The 17,197-nt window shown below is 40.9% G+C and carries 17 protein-coding genes; 15 read left to right on the top strand and 2 right to left on the bottom strand.

Features of this window, described 5'->3' with window-relative positions:
• Positions 1-20: 20 nt before the first annotated feature.
• On the bottom strand, positions 21-1,574 hold the full coding sequence (locus D0T57_RS11210; protein ID WP_163273580.1) for a hypothetical protein: 1,554 nt from the start codon (positions 1,572-1,574) through the stop codon (positions 21-23).
• A 522-nt stretch (positions 1,575-2,096) separates the two neighbouring features.
• Here D0T57_RS11210 and atpD point away from each other — a divergent pair.
• The 15 genes from atpD to D0T57_RS11135 all read left to right on the top strand — a co-directional run bounded on the left by atpD (position 2,097) and on the right by D0T57_RS11135 (position 16,500).
• Entirely contained in the window at positions 2,097-3,611 is a 1,515-nt protein-coding gene (gene atpD / locus D0T57_RS11205; RefSeq protein ID WP_163273579.1) for a F0F1 ATP synthase subunit beta, read from the top strand.
• Positions 3,612-3,712: 101 nt separating this feature from the next.
• Entirely contained in the window at positions 3,713-3,961 is a 249-nt protein-coding gene (gene atpC, locus D0T57_RS11200) for an ATP synthase F1 subunit epsilon (protein ID WP_163273578.1), read from the top strand.
• Between the two features lie 4 nt (positions 3,962-3,965).
• Complete coding sequence (locus tag D0T57_RS11195; protein WP_163273577.1) at positions 3,966-4,367, top strand: hypothetical protein; 402 nt, start codon at positions 3,966-3,968, stop codon at positions 4,365-4,367.
• A 1-nt stretch (position 4,368) separates the two neighbouring features.
• Positions 4,369-5,451 carry a F0F1 ATP synthase subunit A gene (gene atpB, locus D0T57_RS11190; protein ID WP_163273576.1) on the top strand — a complete coding sequence of 361 codons (1,083 nt, stop codon included), beginning with the start codon at positions 4,369-4,371 and terminating at the stop codon, positions 5,449-5,451.
• Positions 5,452-5,587: 136 nt separating this feature from the next.
• Positions 5,588-5,839 (top strand): ATP synthase F0 subunit C, encoded by a 252-nt coding sequence (gene atpE, locus D0T57_RS11185; protein ID WP_006842280.1) that lies wholly within the window; start codon positions 5,588-5,590, stop codon positions 5,837-5,839.
• Between the two features lie 23 nt (positions 5,840-5,862).
• Positions 5,863-6,363 (top strand): F0F1 ATP synthase subunit B, encoded by a 501-nt coding sequence (gene atpF / locus D0T57_RS11180; protein WP_163273575.1) that lies wholly within the window; start codon positions 5,863-5,865, stop codon positions 6,361-6,363.
• 5 nt (positions 6,364-6,368) lie between these two features.
• Complete coding sequence (locus D0T57_RS11175; protein WP_163273574.1) at positions 6,369-6,923, top strand: F0F1 ATP synthase subunit delta; 555 nt, start codon at positions 6,369-6,371, stop codon at positions 6,921-6,923.
• A 141-nt stretch (positions 6,924-7,064) separates the two neighbouring features.
• Positions 7,065-8,651, top strand: coding sequence for a F0F1 ATP synthase subunit alpha (gene atpA, locus D0T57_RS11170; RefSeq protein WP_163273573.1), 1,587 nt, complete (start codon positions 7,065-7,067; stop codon positions 8,649-8,651).
• Between the two features lie 7 nt (positions 8,652-8,658).
• Positions 8,659-9,540 carry a F0F1 ATP synthase subunit gamma gene (locus D0T57_RS11165; RefSeq protein ID WP_163273572.1) on the top strand — a complete coding sequence of 294 codons (882 nt, stop codon included), beginning with the start codon at positions 8,659-8,661 and terminating at the stop codon, positions 9,538-9,540.
• A gap of 342 nt (positions 9,541-9,882) precedes the next feature.
• Positions 9,883-10,722 (top strand): diaminopimelate epimerase, encoded by an 840-nt coding sequence (gene dapF, locus D0T57_RS11160; protein ID WP_163273571.1) that lies wholly within the window; start codon positions 9,883-9,885, stop codon positions 10,720-10,722.
• 39 nt (positions 10,723-10,761) lie between these two features.
• Positions 10,762-11,991, top strand: a complete 1,230-nt coding sequence (locus D0T57_RS11155) for an LL-diaminopimelate aminotransferase (RefSeq protein WP_163273570.1) — start codon at positions 10,762-10,764, stop codon at positions 11,989-11,991.
• A gap of 35 nt (positions 11,992-12,026) precedes the next feature.
• Positions 12,027-14,204 carry a glutamine synthetase III gene (locus D0T57_RS11150; RefSeq protein WP_163273569.1) on the top strand — a complete coding sequence of 726 codons (2,178 nt, stop codon included), beginning with the start codon at positions 12,027-12,029 and terminating at the stop codon, positions 14,202-14,204.
• 265 nt (positions 14,205-14,469) lie between these two features.
• Positions 14,470-15,018 (top strand): C40 family peptidase, encoded by a 549-nt coding sequence (locus D0T57_RS11145; RefSeq protein WP_163273568.1) that lies wholly within the window; start codon positions 14,470-14,472, stop codon positions 15,016-15,018.
• Positions 15,019-15,122: 104 nt separating this feature from the next.
• Positions 15,123-15,860, top strand: a complete 738-nt coding sequence (locus D0T57_RS11140; protein ID WP_163273567.1) for a C40 family peptidase — start codon at positions 15,123-15,125, stop codon at positions 15,858-15,860.
• 229 nt (positions 15,861-16,089) lie between these two features.
• Positions 16,090-16,500, top strand: a complete 411-nt coding sequence (locus tag D0T57_RS11135; protein ID WP_163273566.1) for a DoxX family protein — start codon at positions 16,090-16,092, stop codon at positions 16,498-16,500.
• A 317-nt stretch (positions 16,501-16,817) separates the two neighbouring features.
• Here the strand turns inward: D0T57_RS11135 and D0T57_RS11130 are convergent, their stop codons facing one another.
• Positions 16,818-17,036 (bottom strand): hypothetical protein, encoded by a 219-nt coding sequence (locus D0T57_RS11130; protein WP_163273565.1) that lies wholly within the window; start codon positions 17,034-17,036, stop codon positions 16,818-16,820.
• Between the last annotated feature and the right edge of the window lie 161 nt (positions 17,037-17,197).

The raw sequence follows: 17,197 nt of genomic DNA, 5'->3' as shown, positions 1-17,197 counted from the left end.
GTAAATGTTTGAATATTATGCTATTGTGTGTTTTTCCAATATAAATAATACTCTTCAATATACTTTTCCCTATTACGTTCTATAATATCTATATATTCTTTTTTAGTTCTGAATCCATCGCCTATATTTTCCCCTCTGGTTTCTATTGTCCTTATATCCTGCATTCTTAAACCAATAAACGGTTCGTAAGGTATGCCATAGGGAGATGTTGCGGGTATTACATCAAAGGTTCGGTTATCCTCTTTCTTATATGTAATATATATCGTATGCTCTCCTAGCTTATATTCGCGAAAGCTGCTTAATATCTTTACACCTCTCTGTCTGTACAGCATTGCAATGTCCGATATCTTTGTAAATTGCAGGTTGATATGGTTTGTTGCATCTATAAATTTGTTGACCGACAGAAAAAGCCATGCGGATATAATGAGGCAGAATGAGCAGTTCCCTAAAATTGAAATACGCCTGCTTTTGCCTTGTAATGGAAAAATAAGAATATATAAAAGGAAAATTCCGGCTAATAAATAGCCATAAAAAAAACGAAAATCAGGAGCAGTATAGAGACTGAAAATGATACATGTCATTATGAAAAGGTAGATGGCAAGGTATCTATTTACTATCTTATTTTTCCAATATAGATAGGAGACGAAAAGAGGTGATATAGATATTATTATGAAAAAAACGAAGTTTATAGTATCGCCCGGTTTTAGGGATAAGAAATTGTGAAACGTGAGTGAAAACATATCTTTGGCATAGTTTTCTACATGTATATATTGCAGTATGGTAGATGTTTCAGGAACTTTCCAGTCAAAAGAAAATATATCAACAATATATACCGGATATACCAGATATCCCGAAACGATGATGTTGCGGATGAGCCAGGGGACTATGATAAAAACAGAGGCAGACAGCAAAAATAAAAAATGTTTATATTTCTTCTGCTTAATTAAATACACACATATGTATATGCATACTAGGCCTAGAATGCCGGAAGAAAGTTTAAAGGTGACCAGCAATACCGGAAGAAGAAATATAAGCAGCGGTTGTTTTTTTACAACATCAGGCGAGATTATTATTTTAGTCAGATAGTACAAACTACATAAGATGGGGATAATATCTGTACTGGAAGCTCCAAACATATAGCTTTGTGTAAGGAAGACAAGCGAGAATAAAAAGAAAAGGACTATATATTGTACCTTATGCCCCGATGTTATAAAGGAGGCTAGTGTCCAGTAGATCATACACAGAAATACTACAGATTGCAATGTGTAGTGGGCTTCCTTGAACAGGAAACGGAATGTGAAAATGGCAGATACCAATAGATAGTTGGAATTGAAACCAAAGCGATCTTCCAGATTAGCTAGCCCCGGCACAACCTTAAACTCCTCGTTCCATCTTATTTGTTGATAGTGATAATATTCGGCATCGTAAAACTGATCGGGGATATAGCAATAAAGCAGTAAAGAAACGACAGGAAGTATGGCTGCACATTTCTCTATTGTGCTTAATCTTTTGATGAAGCTTTTTCCCTTTTTTATTTTCTCAGCCAGAGCTTCCTTGTTTTTCCACCAATACAATATTGCAATAATACAATAAGAGATTAATATATAATGGTTTGAAGGTATAAACAATGATGAAATAGAAAGTAAAAGGACGGTAAAGCAAAGGCCAATTAGTGCTATATCTACAGTATTATAGTTTTCGGTCGTTTTGCATATCTTTCTATAAATTGCAATAAATATCTCTCCAAAAGAATATAATACAAAGAATATAATCAGCCAGGAAAAGAGAACAGATATCATAAAATAAATGTTATAGAGTCAATAGTTAACTAACGTTTAAAAATAATAAGCTTACTTATTATTTTGTTTTACAAATGTATTATAAAAAGATTATAATGATTATATTTGTCATGCTTTTATTTAAGGTATAGAAACGTCTGGTACCATAATTCAAATCCATCTATTTATCTTTATTGCCGGGTGTAGATTTATGGAAAATCTGCGACTCGCTTTCTGTATCGAATAGATGATGTATATCAGGCTGACACAAAACAAAAGAAGGAACAAAAATAATATAATAATATAATTCAAAAGCTTATGTCACAAATAACCGGGCATATATCTCAGATAATTGGGCCTGTGGTCGATGTGTTTTTCGACACCAGCGATCCGGCCAACAATCTGCCGAATATCAACGACGCCCTCGAAATTAAAAGAGCTGATGGACAGTCCCTCATTCTTGAAGTTAAGCAACATATAGGCGAAGACACTGTGCGTACAGTTGCTATGGATAGTACCGACGGATTGAGCCGCGGGTTAGAAGTTAAACCGTTAGGTTCGCCAATAAAAATGCCGACAGGCTCGCAGGTGAAAGGACGCCTGATGAATGTGGTTGGCGATACTATTGATGGAATGTCGCTTCTCGACAAAAAAGATGGTGCGCCTATACACCGCGAACCACCCGCGTTCGACGAACTGGAAACTACACGCGAAGTACTCTTTACTGGTATTAAGGTGATAGACTTGCTTGCTCCTTATGCCAAAGGAGGGAAAGTCGGCCTTTTCGGAGGTGCCGGAGTAGGTAAGACGGTGTTGATTATGGAGCTTATCAATAACATTGCCAAGAAACACAATGGATATTCAGTGTTTGCCGGAGTAGGGGAGCGTACCCGCGAAGGTAACGACCTGCTACGCGAAATGATAGAATCGAAAGTTGTTCGTTATGGCGAAGAATTTGAAAAAAGCATGGAAGAAGGGCATTGGGATCTGTCGAAAGTAGACCCTAAAGAATTGGAGAAATCTCAAATATCCCTTGTCTTCGGGCAGATGAACGAGCCCCCGGGCGCACGTGCCGATGTTGCCCTTTCGGGACTTACAATAGCAGAATCTTTCCGCGATGCACAATCTGACGGGCCAAAAGATATACTTTTCTTTATCGACAATATATTCCGTTTCACCCAGGCTGGTTCTGAGGTGTCGGCATTGCTAGGGCGTATGCCTTCGGCAGTAGGGTATCAACCTACATTGGCTACAGAGATGGGAGCTATGCAAGAGCGTATCACTTCTACCAAAAACGGGTCTATTACATCCGTGCAGGCTGTGTATGTACCTGCCGATGACTTGACCGACCCCGCTCCCGCAACTACTTTCTCCCACTTGGATGCCACTACCGTGCTCGACCGTAAGATTACAGAGCTAGGTATCTATCCGGCGGTAGACCCACTTGGATCTACATCGCGAAGCTTAGATCCTATGGTTGTAGGGCAGGAACATTATGATATAGCACAGCGAGTAAAACAAATACTTCAGCGTAACAAAGAATTGCAAGATATTATTTCCATCTTGGGTATGGAAGAGCTTTCAGACGAAGACCGTCAGACAGTAAACCGTGCTCGTCGTGTACAACGATTCTTGTCTCAGCCGTTCAACGTTGCAGAACAATTTACAGGGGTGCCGGGTGTGATTGTAGATATTCAGGATACAATTCAAGGTTTCAAGAGGATTCTGGATGGTGAAGTAGACCATTTGCCGGAACAGGCGTTCCTTAATGTTGGTACCCTCGAAGACGCTATAGCCAAAGGCGAGAAGATTCTTGCTCAAGCTAAGGGATAATATATTGAGAGTAGTTCGCAGATTAGAAAATGTGCAAAATAAGGTTTATGTGTTACCTGTCTGCTTGTAACTGTTTTATAACCTGTAACTTGTAATTGAAAATGAAAAAAACGGAACTTCAACTTAATATTATATCGGCAGAAAAGAATTTGTTTTCGGGAGCCGTATCTTCTGTAACCATGCCCGGTGTTTCGGGTAGCTTTGGTGTATATCCCGACCATGCCCCGCTGATATCTCCCTTGAAAGAGGGACAGATAGTCTATGCGGAGGGAGGCAGTGAGAAAACACTGGATGTAAAAGGAGGTATTGCCGAAGTCAATAATGGTGTTGTAACAGTATGCGTTATTTGAAAGGATGAATTTTTTTAGAGCTAAACTTATAACTTCGTTGCTGGCATTCGGGATGATTGCAGGGGCTGCCATAGGAGCATTGCTGTACTATGTATTCCCAGAATATTATCCCAATTGGTTCGAAGGTATCCTGCTCTTTTTCTTAGGTTTGGAGTCGCTCGTCATCATATATGCCGAATCGGCAAGCCGCAGAGTTACACAAAGGCAAATGTTAAATACTTACATGCTGACAAAGGTGGTGAAGATTTTTGCATCCCTTATTTTTGTCGGTATCTATGCCGCTGTAATAAAAGAAAATATAAAAAGCTTTGTCCTCGTATTTATGATTTTCTATCTCCTTTTCCTGGCTATAGAAGCCATATTATTCCTGAAGATAGAAAAACGTTTAAAGAACAAACAACAATAGGATGAAAAACTATTTGAAATACATATTAGCTTTGGTTTTGCTGGCCGGCATAGCAGGAATACAACCTGCTGTTGCAGCCGGAGGACAAGAAGCTGAGGAAGAGTTGAATGTGAAGGAACTGATTCTCGACCACCTTGCCGATTCGTACGAATGGCATATGGCATCGTTCGGAGACTTCCATCTTTCCATTCCTTTGCCTGTAATAGTAAAAGGCGAGACATCCGGTTGGCATATTTTCATGTCATCCAAATTTCACCACGGGCACGATTCCTACAATGGATTTTATCTTGCACCCGAAGGAGGATATAAAGGAAAGATAGTAGAAAAAAATGCTGCCGGAGAAGAGGTGCGTCCTTTGGATATTTCCCTTACAAAAAATGCTACAGCTTTGATCATTAGCTCTATACTATTGCTCTTGATTGTTATGTCGGTAGCCAACTGGTATAAGAAACAAGCCAAAAGCGGTGAGCATAAAGCGCCAAAAGGTTTTGTGGCATTCATGGAAATGTTCATCATGAGCGTTCAGGATGATATCATAAAGCCTTGTGTGGGTAAGAATTACAGGAAATTCTCACCTTACCTGTTGACGGTGTTTTTCTTTATATTCTTCAACAATATTTTGGGACTGATCCCTATTTTTCCCGGAGGGGCTAATGTAACTGGTAATATTGCCGTTACGCTGGTATTGGCTTTGTTTACTTTCTTTATTGTAAACATCTTCGGATCGAGGGAATATTGGCGCGAAATATTCTGGCCCGATGTGCCTACATGGCTCAAAGTGCCGATACCTATTATGCCGGCTATCGAGCTGGTTGGCGTGTTTACAAAACCATTTGCATTGATGATCCGTCTTTTCGCCAATATATTGGCAGGACACTCTATCGTGCTTGGTCTGACTTGTTTGATATTTGTGACTGCAAATCTTGGTACAGTCGTAAATTCGTCGATGACAGTGGTTTCGGTATTGCTTACAATCTTTATCAGCTTTGTAGAAATACTGGTGGCATACATACAGGCATATGTATTTACTATGTTGTCGGCTGTGTTTATCGGTCTGGCGCAAGTAGAACCGCATAAACATTAATAAGCCAATATCCCAAAGAGTAAATTAGCAAATAGGCTATAATAATATTAAAAATAACTTGTGCCTCGTTTACTTGACTACTCGTTAACTAAAAAAATGTAACCAAATAAATTAACCAATTAAAAATAATAAGATTATGTTACTATCAACTTTATTACAAGCAGCAGAAGCTGCAACTAGCTTAACAGGTTTTGGTGCTGCACTTGGAGCAGGATTAGCTGTGATCGGAGCAGGTATCGGTATCGGTAAGATTGGTAGCTCTGCCATGGAAGGTATTGCGCGTCAACCCGATGCAGCAGGTGATATCCGTACATCAATGATTATCGCTGCGGCTCTTGTCGAAGGGGTTGCCCTGTTTGCTGTCGTAGTTTGCGGATTTATCCTTTAATCAAACAAAAACGTAAATAAAATATGAATTTACTATTACCTGAATCCGGCCTTCTCTTTTGGATGCTTTTGTCGTTCGGTATAGTCTTTTTCATACTTGCCAAATTTGGTTTCCCTGTGATTACCAAAATGGTGGAAGAAAGAAAAAGCTATATAGAAGAATCGTTGGCAAATGCACAAAAAGCCAATCAACAATTGGCTGAAATAAAAGAGAAAAGCGATGAAATACTGACATCGGCTAAAACGGAGCAGGTGAAAATCTTGAAAGAGGCTGCCGACACCCGCGACCGCATTATTGCCGAAGCGCGTGAACAAGCCAAAGCTGCAGGGGCTAAAGAGATGGAGGAAATAAAGAAGCAAATACAGGCCGAAAAAGACCAGGCTATACGCGACATCCGTCGCCAGGTAGCAGAACTGTCGGTAGGTGTGGCCGAAAAAGTCCTTCGCGAATCTCTGAAAGACCCTAAAGAACAAATGTCAATGATTGATCGCCTGGTAGATGAAGCCATGGTCTCAAAATCTTAACTGTTATGAATGAAGGGATGATTTCTAAGCGATATGCCAAGGCACTGTTGTTGTATGCTAAAGAACAAAAGGTAGAAGATGCTTTGTACGAAGATATGAAAACGATAGCATCGGCCTTTGCTCATGAGCCTAAATTACATATGGCAATGGATAATCCCATATTGAGTTTAGATGATAAGCTGGGACTTGTAAAAGCTGTACTTGGAGGAAAAATAAGTGAACCGCTTGGCCGTTTCATGGATCTCGTATTCAAAAACAGGAGAGAAACTCTCCTACACAACATATCCCTGTCGTACACAGATATGTATCGTGAGATGAAGGATATGAATATGGGCAGACTTGTGACAGCTACCCCTGTAGATAAATCCGTTGCTGAAAAGATGAAAGGATTATTGCAGAAGATTAAGCCGGGCACACTCGATTTCGAAACAAGTGTAGATCCAGATATCGAAGGTGGGTTTATCCTCTATGTCGATACATACAGGCTCGATGCCAGTGTAAAGAGCCAACTGAAGCGTATCAGGCAGCAACTTATCGCCGATAACAGTAAGATTAGCTAATGTGCCAGAATGTTAATATGCCAACGAGCAAATTAGCAGATAGGCTGTAATATTAAAAACAACTTGTATCTCGTTTACCTGTCTACTTGTTAACTAAAAACTTGTAACTCGTAACTTGTAACTCGTAACCAGAAAAAATATATGTCTGAAAATATAAAAGCAAGTGAAGTCTCCGACGTGCTGAAAATGCAGCTTGAGAATATCAGTAGCCGCGTCCAGTTCGACGAAGTGGGTACTGTGCTCAATGTCGGCGATGGTGTTGTTCGCATATACGGGCTGAAAAATGCGGAAGCCAACGAGCTTCTAGAGTTCGACAACGGTATTATGGCCGTTGTGATGAACTTGGAAGAAGACAACGTTGGAGCCGTATTGCTTGGTCCATCCGACCGGATAAAGGAAGGATATACCGTAAAGCGTACCAAACGGATTGCCTCCATCAACGTGGGCGATGGTATGCTTGGGCGTGTAATCACTCCTCTTGGTGCGCCATTAGACGGAAAAGGGCCTATTGCCGGCGAATTGCTCGAAATGCCGTTGGAGCGCAAAGCTCCGGGTGTAATATACCGCCAGCCGGTAACCCAGCCGTTGCAAACAGGGCTTAAGCCGGTGGATGCCATGATCCCTATCGGACGTGGGCAGCGCGAGTTGATTATTGGCGACCGCCAAACCGGAAAAACTGCCATTGCGATAGACACTATTATCAACCAAAGAACAAACTACGAAGCCGGCGACCCGGTATATTGTATCTATGTGGCCATCGGTCAGAAAGCTTCTACTGTAGCCAATATAGTGGAAACTCTAAGGGAAAAAGGCGCAATGGACTATACCATTGTTGTGTCGGCTACGGCTGCCGAGCCTGCTGCCCTACAATATTTCTCTGCATTTGCCGGAGCTGCTATCGGTGAATATTTCCGCGATACGGGCCGTCATGCCTTGGTGGTTTACGATGATTTGTCGAAGCAAGCCGTAGCATATCGCGAAGTATCGTTGATTCTTCGCCGTCCTCCGGGTCGTGAAGCATATCCGGGAGATATATTCTACCTGCACTCGCGCCTATTGGAACGTGCCGCAAAAATAATCAGCCAACAGGAAGTTGCCGAACAAATGAACGATTTACCCGAAAGTCTCAAAGGCAAGGTAAAAGGCGGGGGTTCGCTTACCGCATTACCTATTATTGAAACTCAGGCGGGAGACGTTTCGGCTTATATCCCTACCAATGTGATTTCGATTACCGATGGGCAGATTTTCCTCGATGTAGACTTGTTCAACTCGGGAGTGCGTCCTGCTATTGATGTTGGTATTTCAGTATCGCGTGTAGGAGGTTCGGCTCAGGTGAAGGCTATGAAAAAAGTTGCCGGAACATTGAAGATAGACCAAGCGCAATATCGTGAATTGGAAGCGTTTACTAAATTTGGTGGTGACCTCGACCCTGTAACGGCTATGACAATAGACAAGGGAAAGAAGAATACGGAGTTGCTTATCCAATCGCAATATTCGCCAATGCCTGTCGAAAGACAGATTGCCATTCTCTATTGTGGTACTAATGGCTTGTTGCGGAATGTACCTATAGATAAAGTACACGATTTTGAAACTCAGTTTTTGCGCACACTCGAAATGCAACATCAGGCAGATGTGCTCGACCAACTGAAAAAAGGAATTATTGACGCGGGTATTGAAGAAACGCTAAGGAAAGTAGCTTCGGATGTATCTTCTCAATATAAAAACTGATTGAATTATGGCATCTCTTAAGGAAATAAAAACGCGAATAGGCTCGGTAAAAAGCACAAAGAAGATTACTTCGGCAATGAAGATGATAGCATCGGCCAAATTGCATAAGGCTCAGTCTGCCATTACTAATTTTTTGCCTTATCAGCAAAAGTTAGATGCAATACTGACTAATCTTCTGGCATCGGACACCAGCTATGAGTCTCCTTTTATCCAAAAGAGAGAAACTAAGAGATCTGCGATAGTGGTTTTTGCTTCCAATTCGTCGTTAGCCGGGGCATATAACGCCAATGTGATAAAGGAGTTTAATTCGGTTTATACGCAAAAAAAATCCTTAGGTAAAGAGAATGTCCTTGTTTATCCTGTTGGTAAAAAGATTGCCGATGCCGTGAAGAAACAAGGCGTAGATGTTCAAGGTGATTTTCGCGATATGGCCGATAAACCATCTTATCAGGCTGTACAGGACTTGGCAAAAGAATTGATCAATAAATATATAGCAAAAGAACTGGATGAGGTAATATTGATTTATCATCATTTTATATCCACAGGTTCGCAAAAGTTGCAGGTGGTGCCGTTCCTTCCCTTCGATTTAGGCCAGTCTAAAGAAAAGCAAGGAGAAAACGAGCCTGCAAACGCTGATTATATTCTGGAGCCATCGAAGGAAGAAATACTTTCCAACTTGATTCCTACAGTCCTTTACTCAAGGCTTTTTGCTGCGCTACTCGATGCCAATGCTTCTGAGCATGCCGCCCGTGTAATTGCTATGCAGATAGCTACGGACAATGCCGACGAGCTAGTGCAGGAGTTGACTATCCAGTACAATAAATCGCGTCAGCAAGCTGTAACGAACGAATTGCTTGATATTATCGGAGGAGCTTCTGCTTTACAGTAATAGAGTTCTTCTTAATGAAAAATAACCTTAGGATAATTATCTTAAGGTTATTTTTTTTTTTGCATGATCGGTGCCTCAAAAATATTTTGCTGCAATAAAAGATAAAAACCTGTTCGAAAACCGGCTTTCTTTTTCTCATTTTTACAAAAGTATTAAATAATGCATTTATTTGTATCTTTTTGTTGATTTTTATTTGCTTCTTTAAGTCAAAAAGATTTTTATCTTTAATTATGATTGAAAAAATGTTATAAAATCCTTGCTAGATTGAATAATTTGTATGAAATTTGCACTTAGAAAAATAAATATGAACAATTAGAGCCAAAATATAGAGGGAAAAGATAAATGGAAGGGTTGGAATTTGCCAAAATGCAAGGCGCCGGTAACGATTATATATATATGAATGCCATTGACCAGAAGATAGAAAATCCTTCAGAGTTGGCTATACGTTTAAGCAATCGTCATTTTGGTGTCGGTTCCGACGGGTTGGTGCTTATTTTGCCGTCTGAAACCTGTGATTTCAGGATGCAGATGTTCAATTCCGACGGGTCGGAAGCTGAAATGTGTGGCAATGCCTCACGTTGTGTCGGCAAATTTGTATATGATAATGGGCTGACTACAAAAAAGGAAATTACACTGGAAACTTTAGCCGGAATTAAATATATAAGCCTCTTGGATGGCGATGCCAAAGCCCGTAAAGTGGCAGTAGATATGGGCGAGCCGATTCTTGCACCCGATCTGATTCCGGTAAAAGCCGATAAAGCCCCCGTATTGAATTATCCGCTGGAAATAGACGGTAAAATATGGGAAATATCGTGTGTGTCGATGGGAAATCCGCATGCAGTAGTTTTTATGAAGGGTATAAAAGAACTGGATTTGCCTGTTTTGGGGCCTAAATTCGAAACTAATCCTATATTTCCACGAAAGACAAATACGGAGTTTATCGAAGTAGTGGATCGCAGTACGATGAATATGCGTGTGTGGGAGCGTGGTGCCGGCGAAACCCTGGCTTGTGGTACAGGTGCTTGCGCTGCTGCTGTAGCTGCTGTACTTAATGGTTGTTGCGACCGGAAAATAGTAGTTCATTTGCTTGGCGGTGATTTGGAAATAGAATGGAGAGAGGAGAATAACCATGTATATATGACCGGAGAAGCTGTAACGGTTTTCGAAGGGGTATTAATTTAAAAGAAGTCGTAAATAAATCCGAAAGAGAAGAACCTCAAAATGATATTGATAAACGAAAATTATACTAAGCTTCCCGGAAGCTATTTGTTTTCGGATATAGCCAGAAAAGTAAACGAATTTAAGGCTGCACATCCCGCTGCCAATATAATACGCCTTGGTATAGGAGATGTAACCAAGCCTTTGGCTCCGGCAGTAATAGAAGCCTTACATGATGCTGTTGACGAAATGGGCGATGCTTCTGCTTTCAGGGGGTATGGCCCGGAACAGGGTTATGATTTCTTGGTAAATACTATCGTCGAGAATGATTATAAGGTTCGTGGATTGGATATAGAAGCTGATGAAATATTTGTCAGCGACGGATCGAAAAGCGATACGGGAAATATTGGCGATATACTCGGCTTAGATAACATTGTAGCCATTACCGATCCCGTTTATCCTGTATATATAGATACAAATGTGATGGCGGGTAGGGCAGGCAATCTTGTTGACGGAAAGTGGGACAGATTGGTTTATATCCCGTGTACTGCCGAAAATGATTTTGTGCCGGAGCTTCCCAAGCAAAAGGTTGATATAATTTATCTGTGCTACCCGAATAATCCGACAGGTACTACACTGACTAAAGACCAGTTGCAAGTGTGGGTAGACTATGCCCGCCGGAATAAGTCACTTATATTATTCGATGGGGCATACGAGGCTTTTATTACAGAAGGCGATGTTCCCCATAGTATATACGAAATAGAAGGTGCAAAAGAAGTTGCTATTGAATTCCGCAGCTTCTCCAAAACAGCAGGATTTACAGGTACACGCTGTGCATACACAGTTGTACCGAAAGCGTTGATGGGATATACAAAATCTGGCGATGCCGTTTCCTTAAACAGGCTATGGAACAGACGCCACACTACCAAGTTCAATGGAGTGCCTTACATTATACAGCGTGCAGCCGAAGCTTGCTATTCGCCACAAGGGAAGAAACAAGTGAAGGCGGTGGTCGATTATTACCTGAATAATGCAGGCATAATAAGGACAGGACTGACCGACTTGGGTTTGCAGGTCTATGGAGGGATCAATTCCCCATACATCTGGGTGAAAACACCAGGAAGTATGACATCGTGGGGATTCTTCGACTATCTACTGAACGAATTAAACATCGTTGGTACTCCCGGTGTCGGATTCGGGCCGAGCGGCGAAGGTTATTTACGTCTGACAGGATTCGGAACACTTGATAATACAAAAGAGGCTGTAAGCCGTTTGAAGGATATATCACTTTAAAAATAAAAATATAGAATCAAATAAAAACAACTCGTATGACAAAGTTACGTTTTAAAGCAGTGGCTATGGCCTCGGAAAGAAAACCTGTGGAAGTTGTGAAACCGACACGGAAGACATCTGAATATTACGGAGAGAAGGTTTTCAATCGCAAAACAATGTCAAAGTACCTTTCTAAAGAAACATTTAAAGCACTGGCCTATGCTATAGACAAAGGTAAGCCTGTGGAACGTAATCTGGCAGAACATGTAGCTGCGGGAATGCGTATGTGGGCATTGGAAAATGGTGTAACTCATTATACCCACTGGTTTCATCCGCTGACCGATGGTACTGCCGAAAAACATGACGCTTTTGTAGAACACGACGGACAGGGAGGGTTGATAGAAGAATTTGAAGGTAAACTGCTGGCTCAGCAAGAGCCAGATGCTTCGAGTTTTCCATCCGGAGGGCTTCGCAATACATTCGAGGCTCGTGGATATTCGGCCTGGGATCCTTCTTCTCCCGCTTTTATTGTAGGCGATACGCTGTGTATTCCTACCATCTTTATATCATATACCGGCGAGGCGTTAGACTATAAGACTCCTCTGCTGAAGGCTTTAGCTGCTGTAGACAAAGCGGCTACAGATGTGGTGAAATATTTCAACGAAGATGTAAAAAAGGTTGTAGCCAATCTGGGCTGGGAACAGGAATATTTCTTGGTAGACGAAGATTTGTTTATGGCGCGTCCCGATCTTGCACTTACAGGGCGCACCCTAATGAGCCACGAAAGTGCTAAAAACCAACAATTGGAAGACCATTATTTCGGGGCGATACCCGAGCGTGTGCAAAAGTTTATGGAGGAGCTTGAATATGAGGCTTATGCCCTCGGTATTCCGGTAAAAACCCGTCACAACGAAGTTGCACCAAACCAGTTCGAACTGGCTCCGATATACGAAGAATGTAATCTGGCTGTAGACCATAACTTATTGGTTATGTCGATAATGGATAGGGTAGCGCGCAAGCATTCGTTTCGCGTACTGTATCACGAAAAGCCGTTTAAAGGGATAAACGGGTCGGGTAAACATAACAACTGGTCGTTGATTACCGACACGGGCATCAATCTGTTTTCTCCGGGAAAAGATAAAGTAGAAAACCTGCGTTTCGTTACCTTCGTGGTGAATGTATTGGCAGCCGTACACAAGAATAATGCTTTGCTGAAAGCTTCTATTTCTTCGGCAACCAATGCCCACCGTCTGGGAGCCAACGAAGCGCCTCCGGCTATTATATCTGTCTTTCTTGGTACTCAGGTAAGCGATATTCTCGACAAATTTGAGAAAAGCTCGGTAAAAGATGCGATTGTAGTCGATAGCAAGAAGCAAATAAGCCTCGGTGTAGGGCAAATTCCTGAGATATTGCTCGATAATACCGACCGCAACCGTACATCGCCTTTTGCCTTTACAGGCAACCGCTTCGAGTTCCGTGCTGTAGGCTCTTCTGCCAACTGTGCTTCTGCAATGACGGCATTGAATGCTTCGGTGGCCGAACAGTTGATTGTATTCAAAAAAGAAGTTGAAACATTGATCTCGGAAGGCAAATCGAAAGAGGAAGCGTTATACGAAATATTGAAAAAATATATCAAAGAGTCGCGCCATATACGTTTCAATGGTAATGGTTATAGCGATGAGTGGAAGGCGGAGGCGAAAGAGCGCGGACTCGATTGCGAAACAAGCGTTCCGGTTATCTACGATGCTTACACGTCGAAGCAAAGCATCCAGACTTTCTCCAATATTCTTTCGGAAGTAGAGCTCCATGCCCGCAACGAGGTGAAATGGGAAACTTATACGAAGAAGATTCAGATAGAGTCGCGTGTGTTGAGCGACCTTGCGCTGAACCATATTATCCCTGTTGCCATATCATACCAGTCTGTTTTGCTGACTAATGTGTCGAAATTGAAAGATATTTCTGAAGATTACAGGACATTGGGTGCCGAGCAGCTGCGTTTGATAGAAAAAGTGTCGACTCATGTGAATGCTATAAACGCAAAAGTGCATGAAATGATAGATGCGCGCAAGGTGGCAAATAATATAGAAAATGAGCGTGAAAAAGCAGTGGCTTATCACGATACGGTAGCCCCTTATCTCGACGAAATCCGTTATCATGTGGATAAATTGGAGCTCATTGTAGACAATGAAATGTGGCCGTTGGCTAAATATCGCGAATTGTTGTTTATCAGATAAGCAGATGAAAAAAGATTTTTTTTGAACACAATGATATTATAGAACGAAGGTGTCCCCAAAAGTAATAAAGGACACCTTTTTTTGTGTTTATGTAGCGAAGTGTTCAAAAAGTGATTAGACGCCAAGCCGCTCATTTTTAGACAGAAGGGGGCATGAGAAAGAGTGTGGCCGATGGCTGATAAATGAAGCAATGAAGCAGATGATTCCTCTTTGGGCACTTTCTTTTATATTTATTCTTTATCTTTATAGCATAAACTTTACTCGGATGAAGAATATAACCTCTCGCAACAGTTTCTTTTTAGTAATTCTTTTATTGTTTCTGGCATCGTGCCAGTCTTCGAAAACGACATGGAGTAAACGCCTCTACGATCCTGTAGAAGTGGCTCAGTTGTCTAATAAACTGGGAATTTCTCTGAATAATACAGATGTAGAAGATGACCGCAATATGCCTCTTTATGCAGAAGTTTCTTTGTGGCTTGGCACAAAATATTGCACTGGCGGAGCAACTAAAAAATGTGTTGATTGTTCAGGGTTTGTAACAAAAATATACCAAAATGTATATGGTATGAACCTACCACGGACAACATCGCAGATGTCGGGTATGAAAATGCAGAAAATTTCGAAAAATAACCTGCGTGCAGGCGACCTTATTTTCTTTGCTACATCAAAGAGCCATAGCAACATCAACCATATAGGTATATATCTTAAAAACGGACGGTTTGTCCACGCTTCTACTACGCGAGGGGTAGTTGTCGACAATTTAGATCAGGATTACTATAAAAAAGCATGGCGAAAAGCAGGCCGTGTAAGGTAAATTGTATTTCTTAAAATATTATAAAAAATAACAATGCGGTATCCGTTTTGTCTGTAATTTGCTGTAAAATACATACTTTTAAGTCCCGAAAAAACTAGCAAATTATGTTTATTGACAAGAAACTATTGAAAATTTCTTCATTTCTTATATTATTTTCAGCAAGCTACTTATCGCTGGCAGCATACCCGCCCCCTACAGACAAAGATAAAACCCCGTCTAACCCTATAGCACCTAAAAAGGTAAAAATAGAGCAAACGTCGCACAATATACAAGTCACAACAGCAAACGGAGATGCGGTTGCATTGCCAAAGGTGAAAAAAACATTGGTAGAGCAAAGAGGAGAATTGTCGCCGGTGCGTGACCTTTATGCAGATGCAGACCTGTCTAATTCGCTGGCGTCGCTCCATGAACGTCTGATAGAGAAAAAAGAAATGGAAGAACTATCCGGACGTTTGGGCATAACTATTACGGATGCCGCGCTACTGCCTCTTTACCGCGAAGTTACCGATTGGCTCGGAACACGTTACCGCAGGGGGGGGATGAGCCGCAAAGCAGTAGATTGTTCGGGATTTACCAATCTTATATATAAGAATGTTTACGACATACAACTCGACAGGGTTAGTACAGTAATAGCAAAGAATATCAAACATCCGGTGACCAAAGAGGATTTAGAACCCGGAGATATGGTATTCTTTTCTACTTTTAATAAGAAATATATCAACCACGTAGGTGTATATATCGGAGAAGGAAAGTTTGTCCACGCTTCTATCAAAAAAGGAGTAATAGTAAGTACTCTAGCCGAAGGATATTACAGCAAAGCATGGCGTAAAGGAGGGAGATAAAGCGAAGGATTGCAAAAAAAAATAAAAGTGATAAAGGTGTCCCAAAAGTAGTGAAGGACACCTTTTTTGTTTTTTAGTTGTTTAGAGGATAGTTGCTACCGTTGTTTATGATTTTCTATATTGTTGTGTTTTTTATAGATTGAATCTATGTTTGGATGAACCTTTTTAACAGCTCTTTGTTTAATAGGCAACAAACATTAAGTTAAACGATATAATAAAAAACAACACAATGAAAGTACTTGATAGAAATATCGATTTAGGACTGCTTATATTGCGGCTGAGTATCGGAGTATTGATGCTCTTACATGGAGTTTCAAAATTGGTAAACGGAGCTGATGGTATAGAACAGATGGTTGCGGCTTCGGGTCTGCCATCGTTTATAACATACGGGGTTTATATAGGCGAGGTTGTCGCACCTTTGTTTATAATCGCAGGATATGGTACGCGCCTAGCTGCTGCAGTATTTGCCTTTAATATGATAGTAGCTGTAGGTATGGCTCACGCTACTGATATATTCACACTTAGTCCGTCGGGAGGCTGGGCTATAGAATTGCCGGCTTTATATTTTTTCGGTGCATTAGCACTTGTGTTTATAGGAAGTGGCAAATATGCACTGAGCAGTAAGAATCTATGGGATTAGTTCATCTCAGAAATTAATAAGTAGATATATCAAAGAAGGTGTCCCCCAAAGTAATAAAGGACATCTTCTTTGTGTTTATTTAAGGCCGGGAAGAATATATTGCTGATAGTATAGGTTGAGTAAGGCAATGCCCTTCTGTAAACCCGGAAGCGTAATAGTTCATGAAAAAGAAAAAGCCTACAAGCCCGAAAAAAGATAACCCGACGATTAGAGAATACACCTTGACTTTACGATAGCATTCTGCTTGTGAGATATACTCTTGATCGAAGTTTTCAGGATTACTATAAGTTCGTTTGCGCGGTGTAGCCATATCTATTCTATTTGTATCGGGATACCTTTATTTCATCTACAAATCCTTTTTCAGAAGTTTGGTATTCATACCCTTCCTTGTTCAGCCGCGATACCATAGCGCGTATTCTGTTGGCGCTGATATCTTTGGTTTTTATTACAGCAGAGCAACTCGTTTGTATAGCTAAGAGTGTATTGCGAACATCAATAGTTTTTTTTAACGTTACTCTTTTGTTATTGATATTCATATTTTTACTAATTTAGCTCAATTGTACAAAAAAGCACAGTCGTAACTTAAGTAGGACGACTATTTAAATGCAAAAATAGTGTTTAAATAAACACCTTGCAAGTAATTTTAACTAAAAATGTGTTTAAATGAACATTTTTTTGCTCTTTGTAAATTAAAAGC

This window comes from Dysgonomonas sp. 511 (assembly GCF_010501105.1).
GTDB lineage: Bacteria > Bacteroidota > Bacteroidia > Bacteroidales > Dysgonomonadaceae > Dysgonomonas.
Note: the sequence above shows the minus strand (reverse complement) of the source record. Positions and strands in the feature narration are given on the sequence as shown.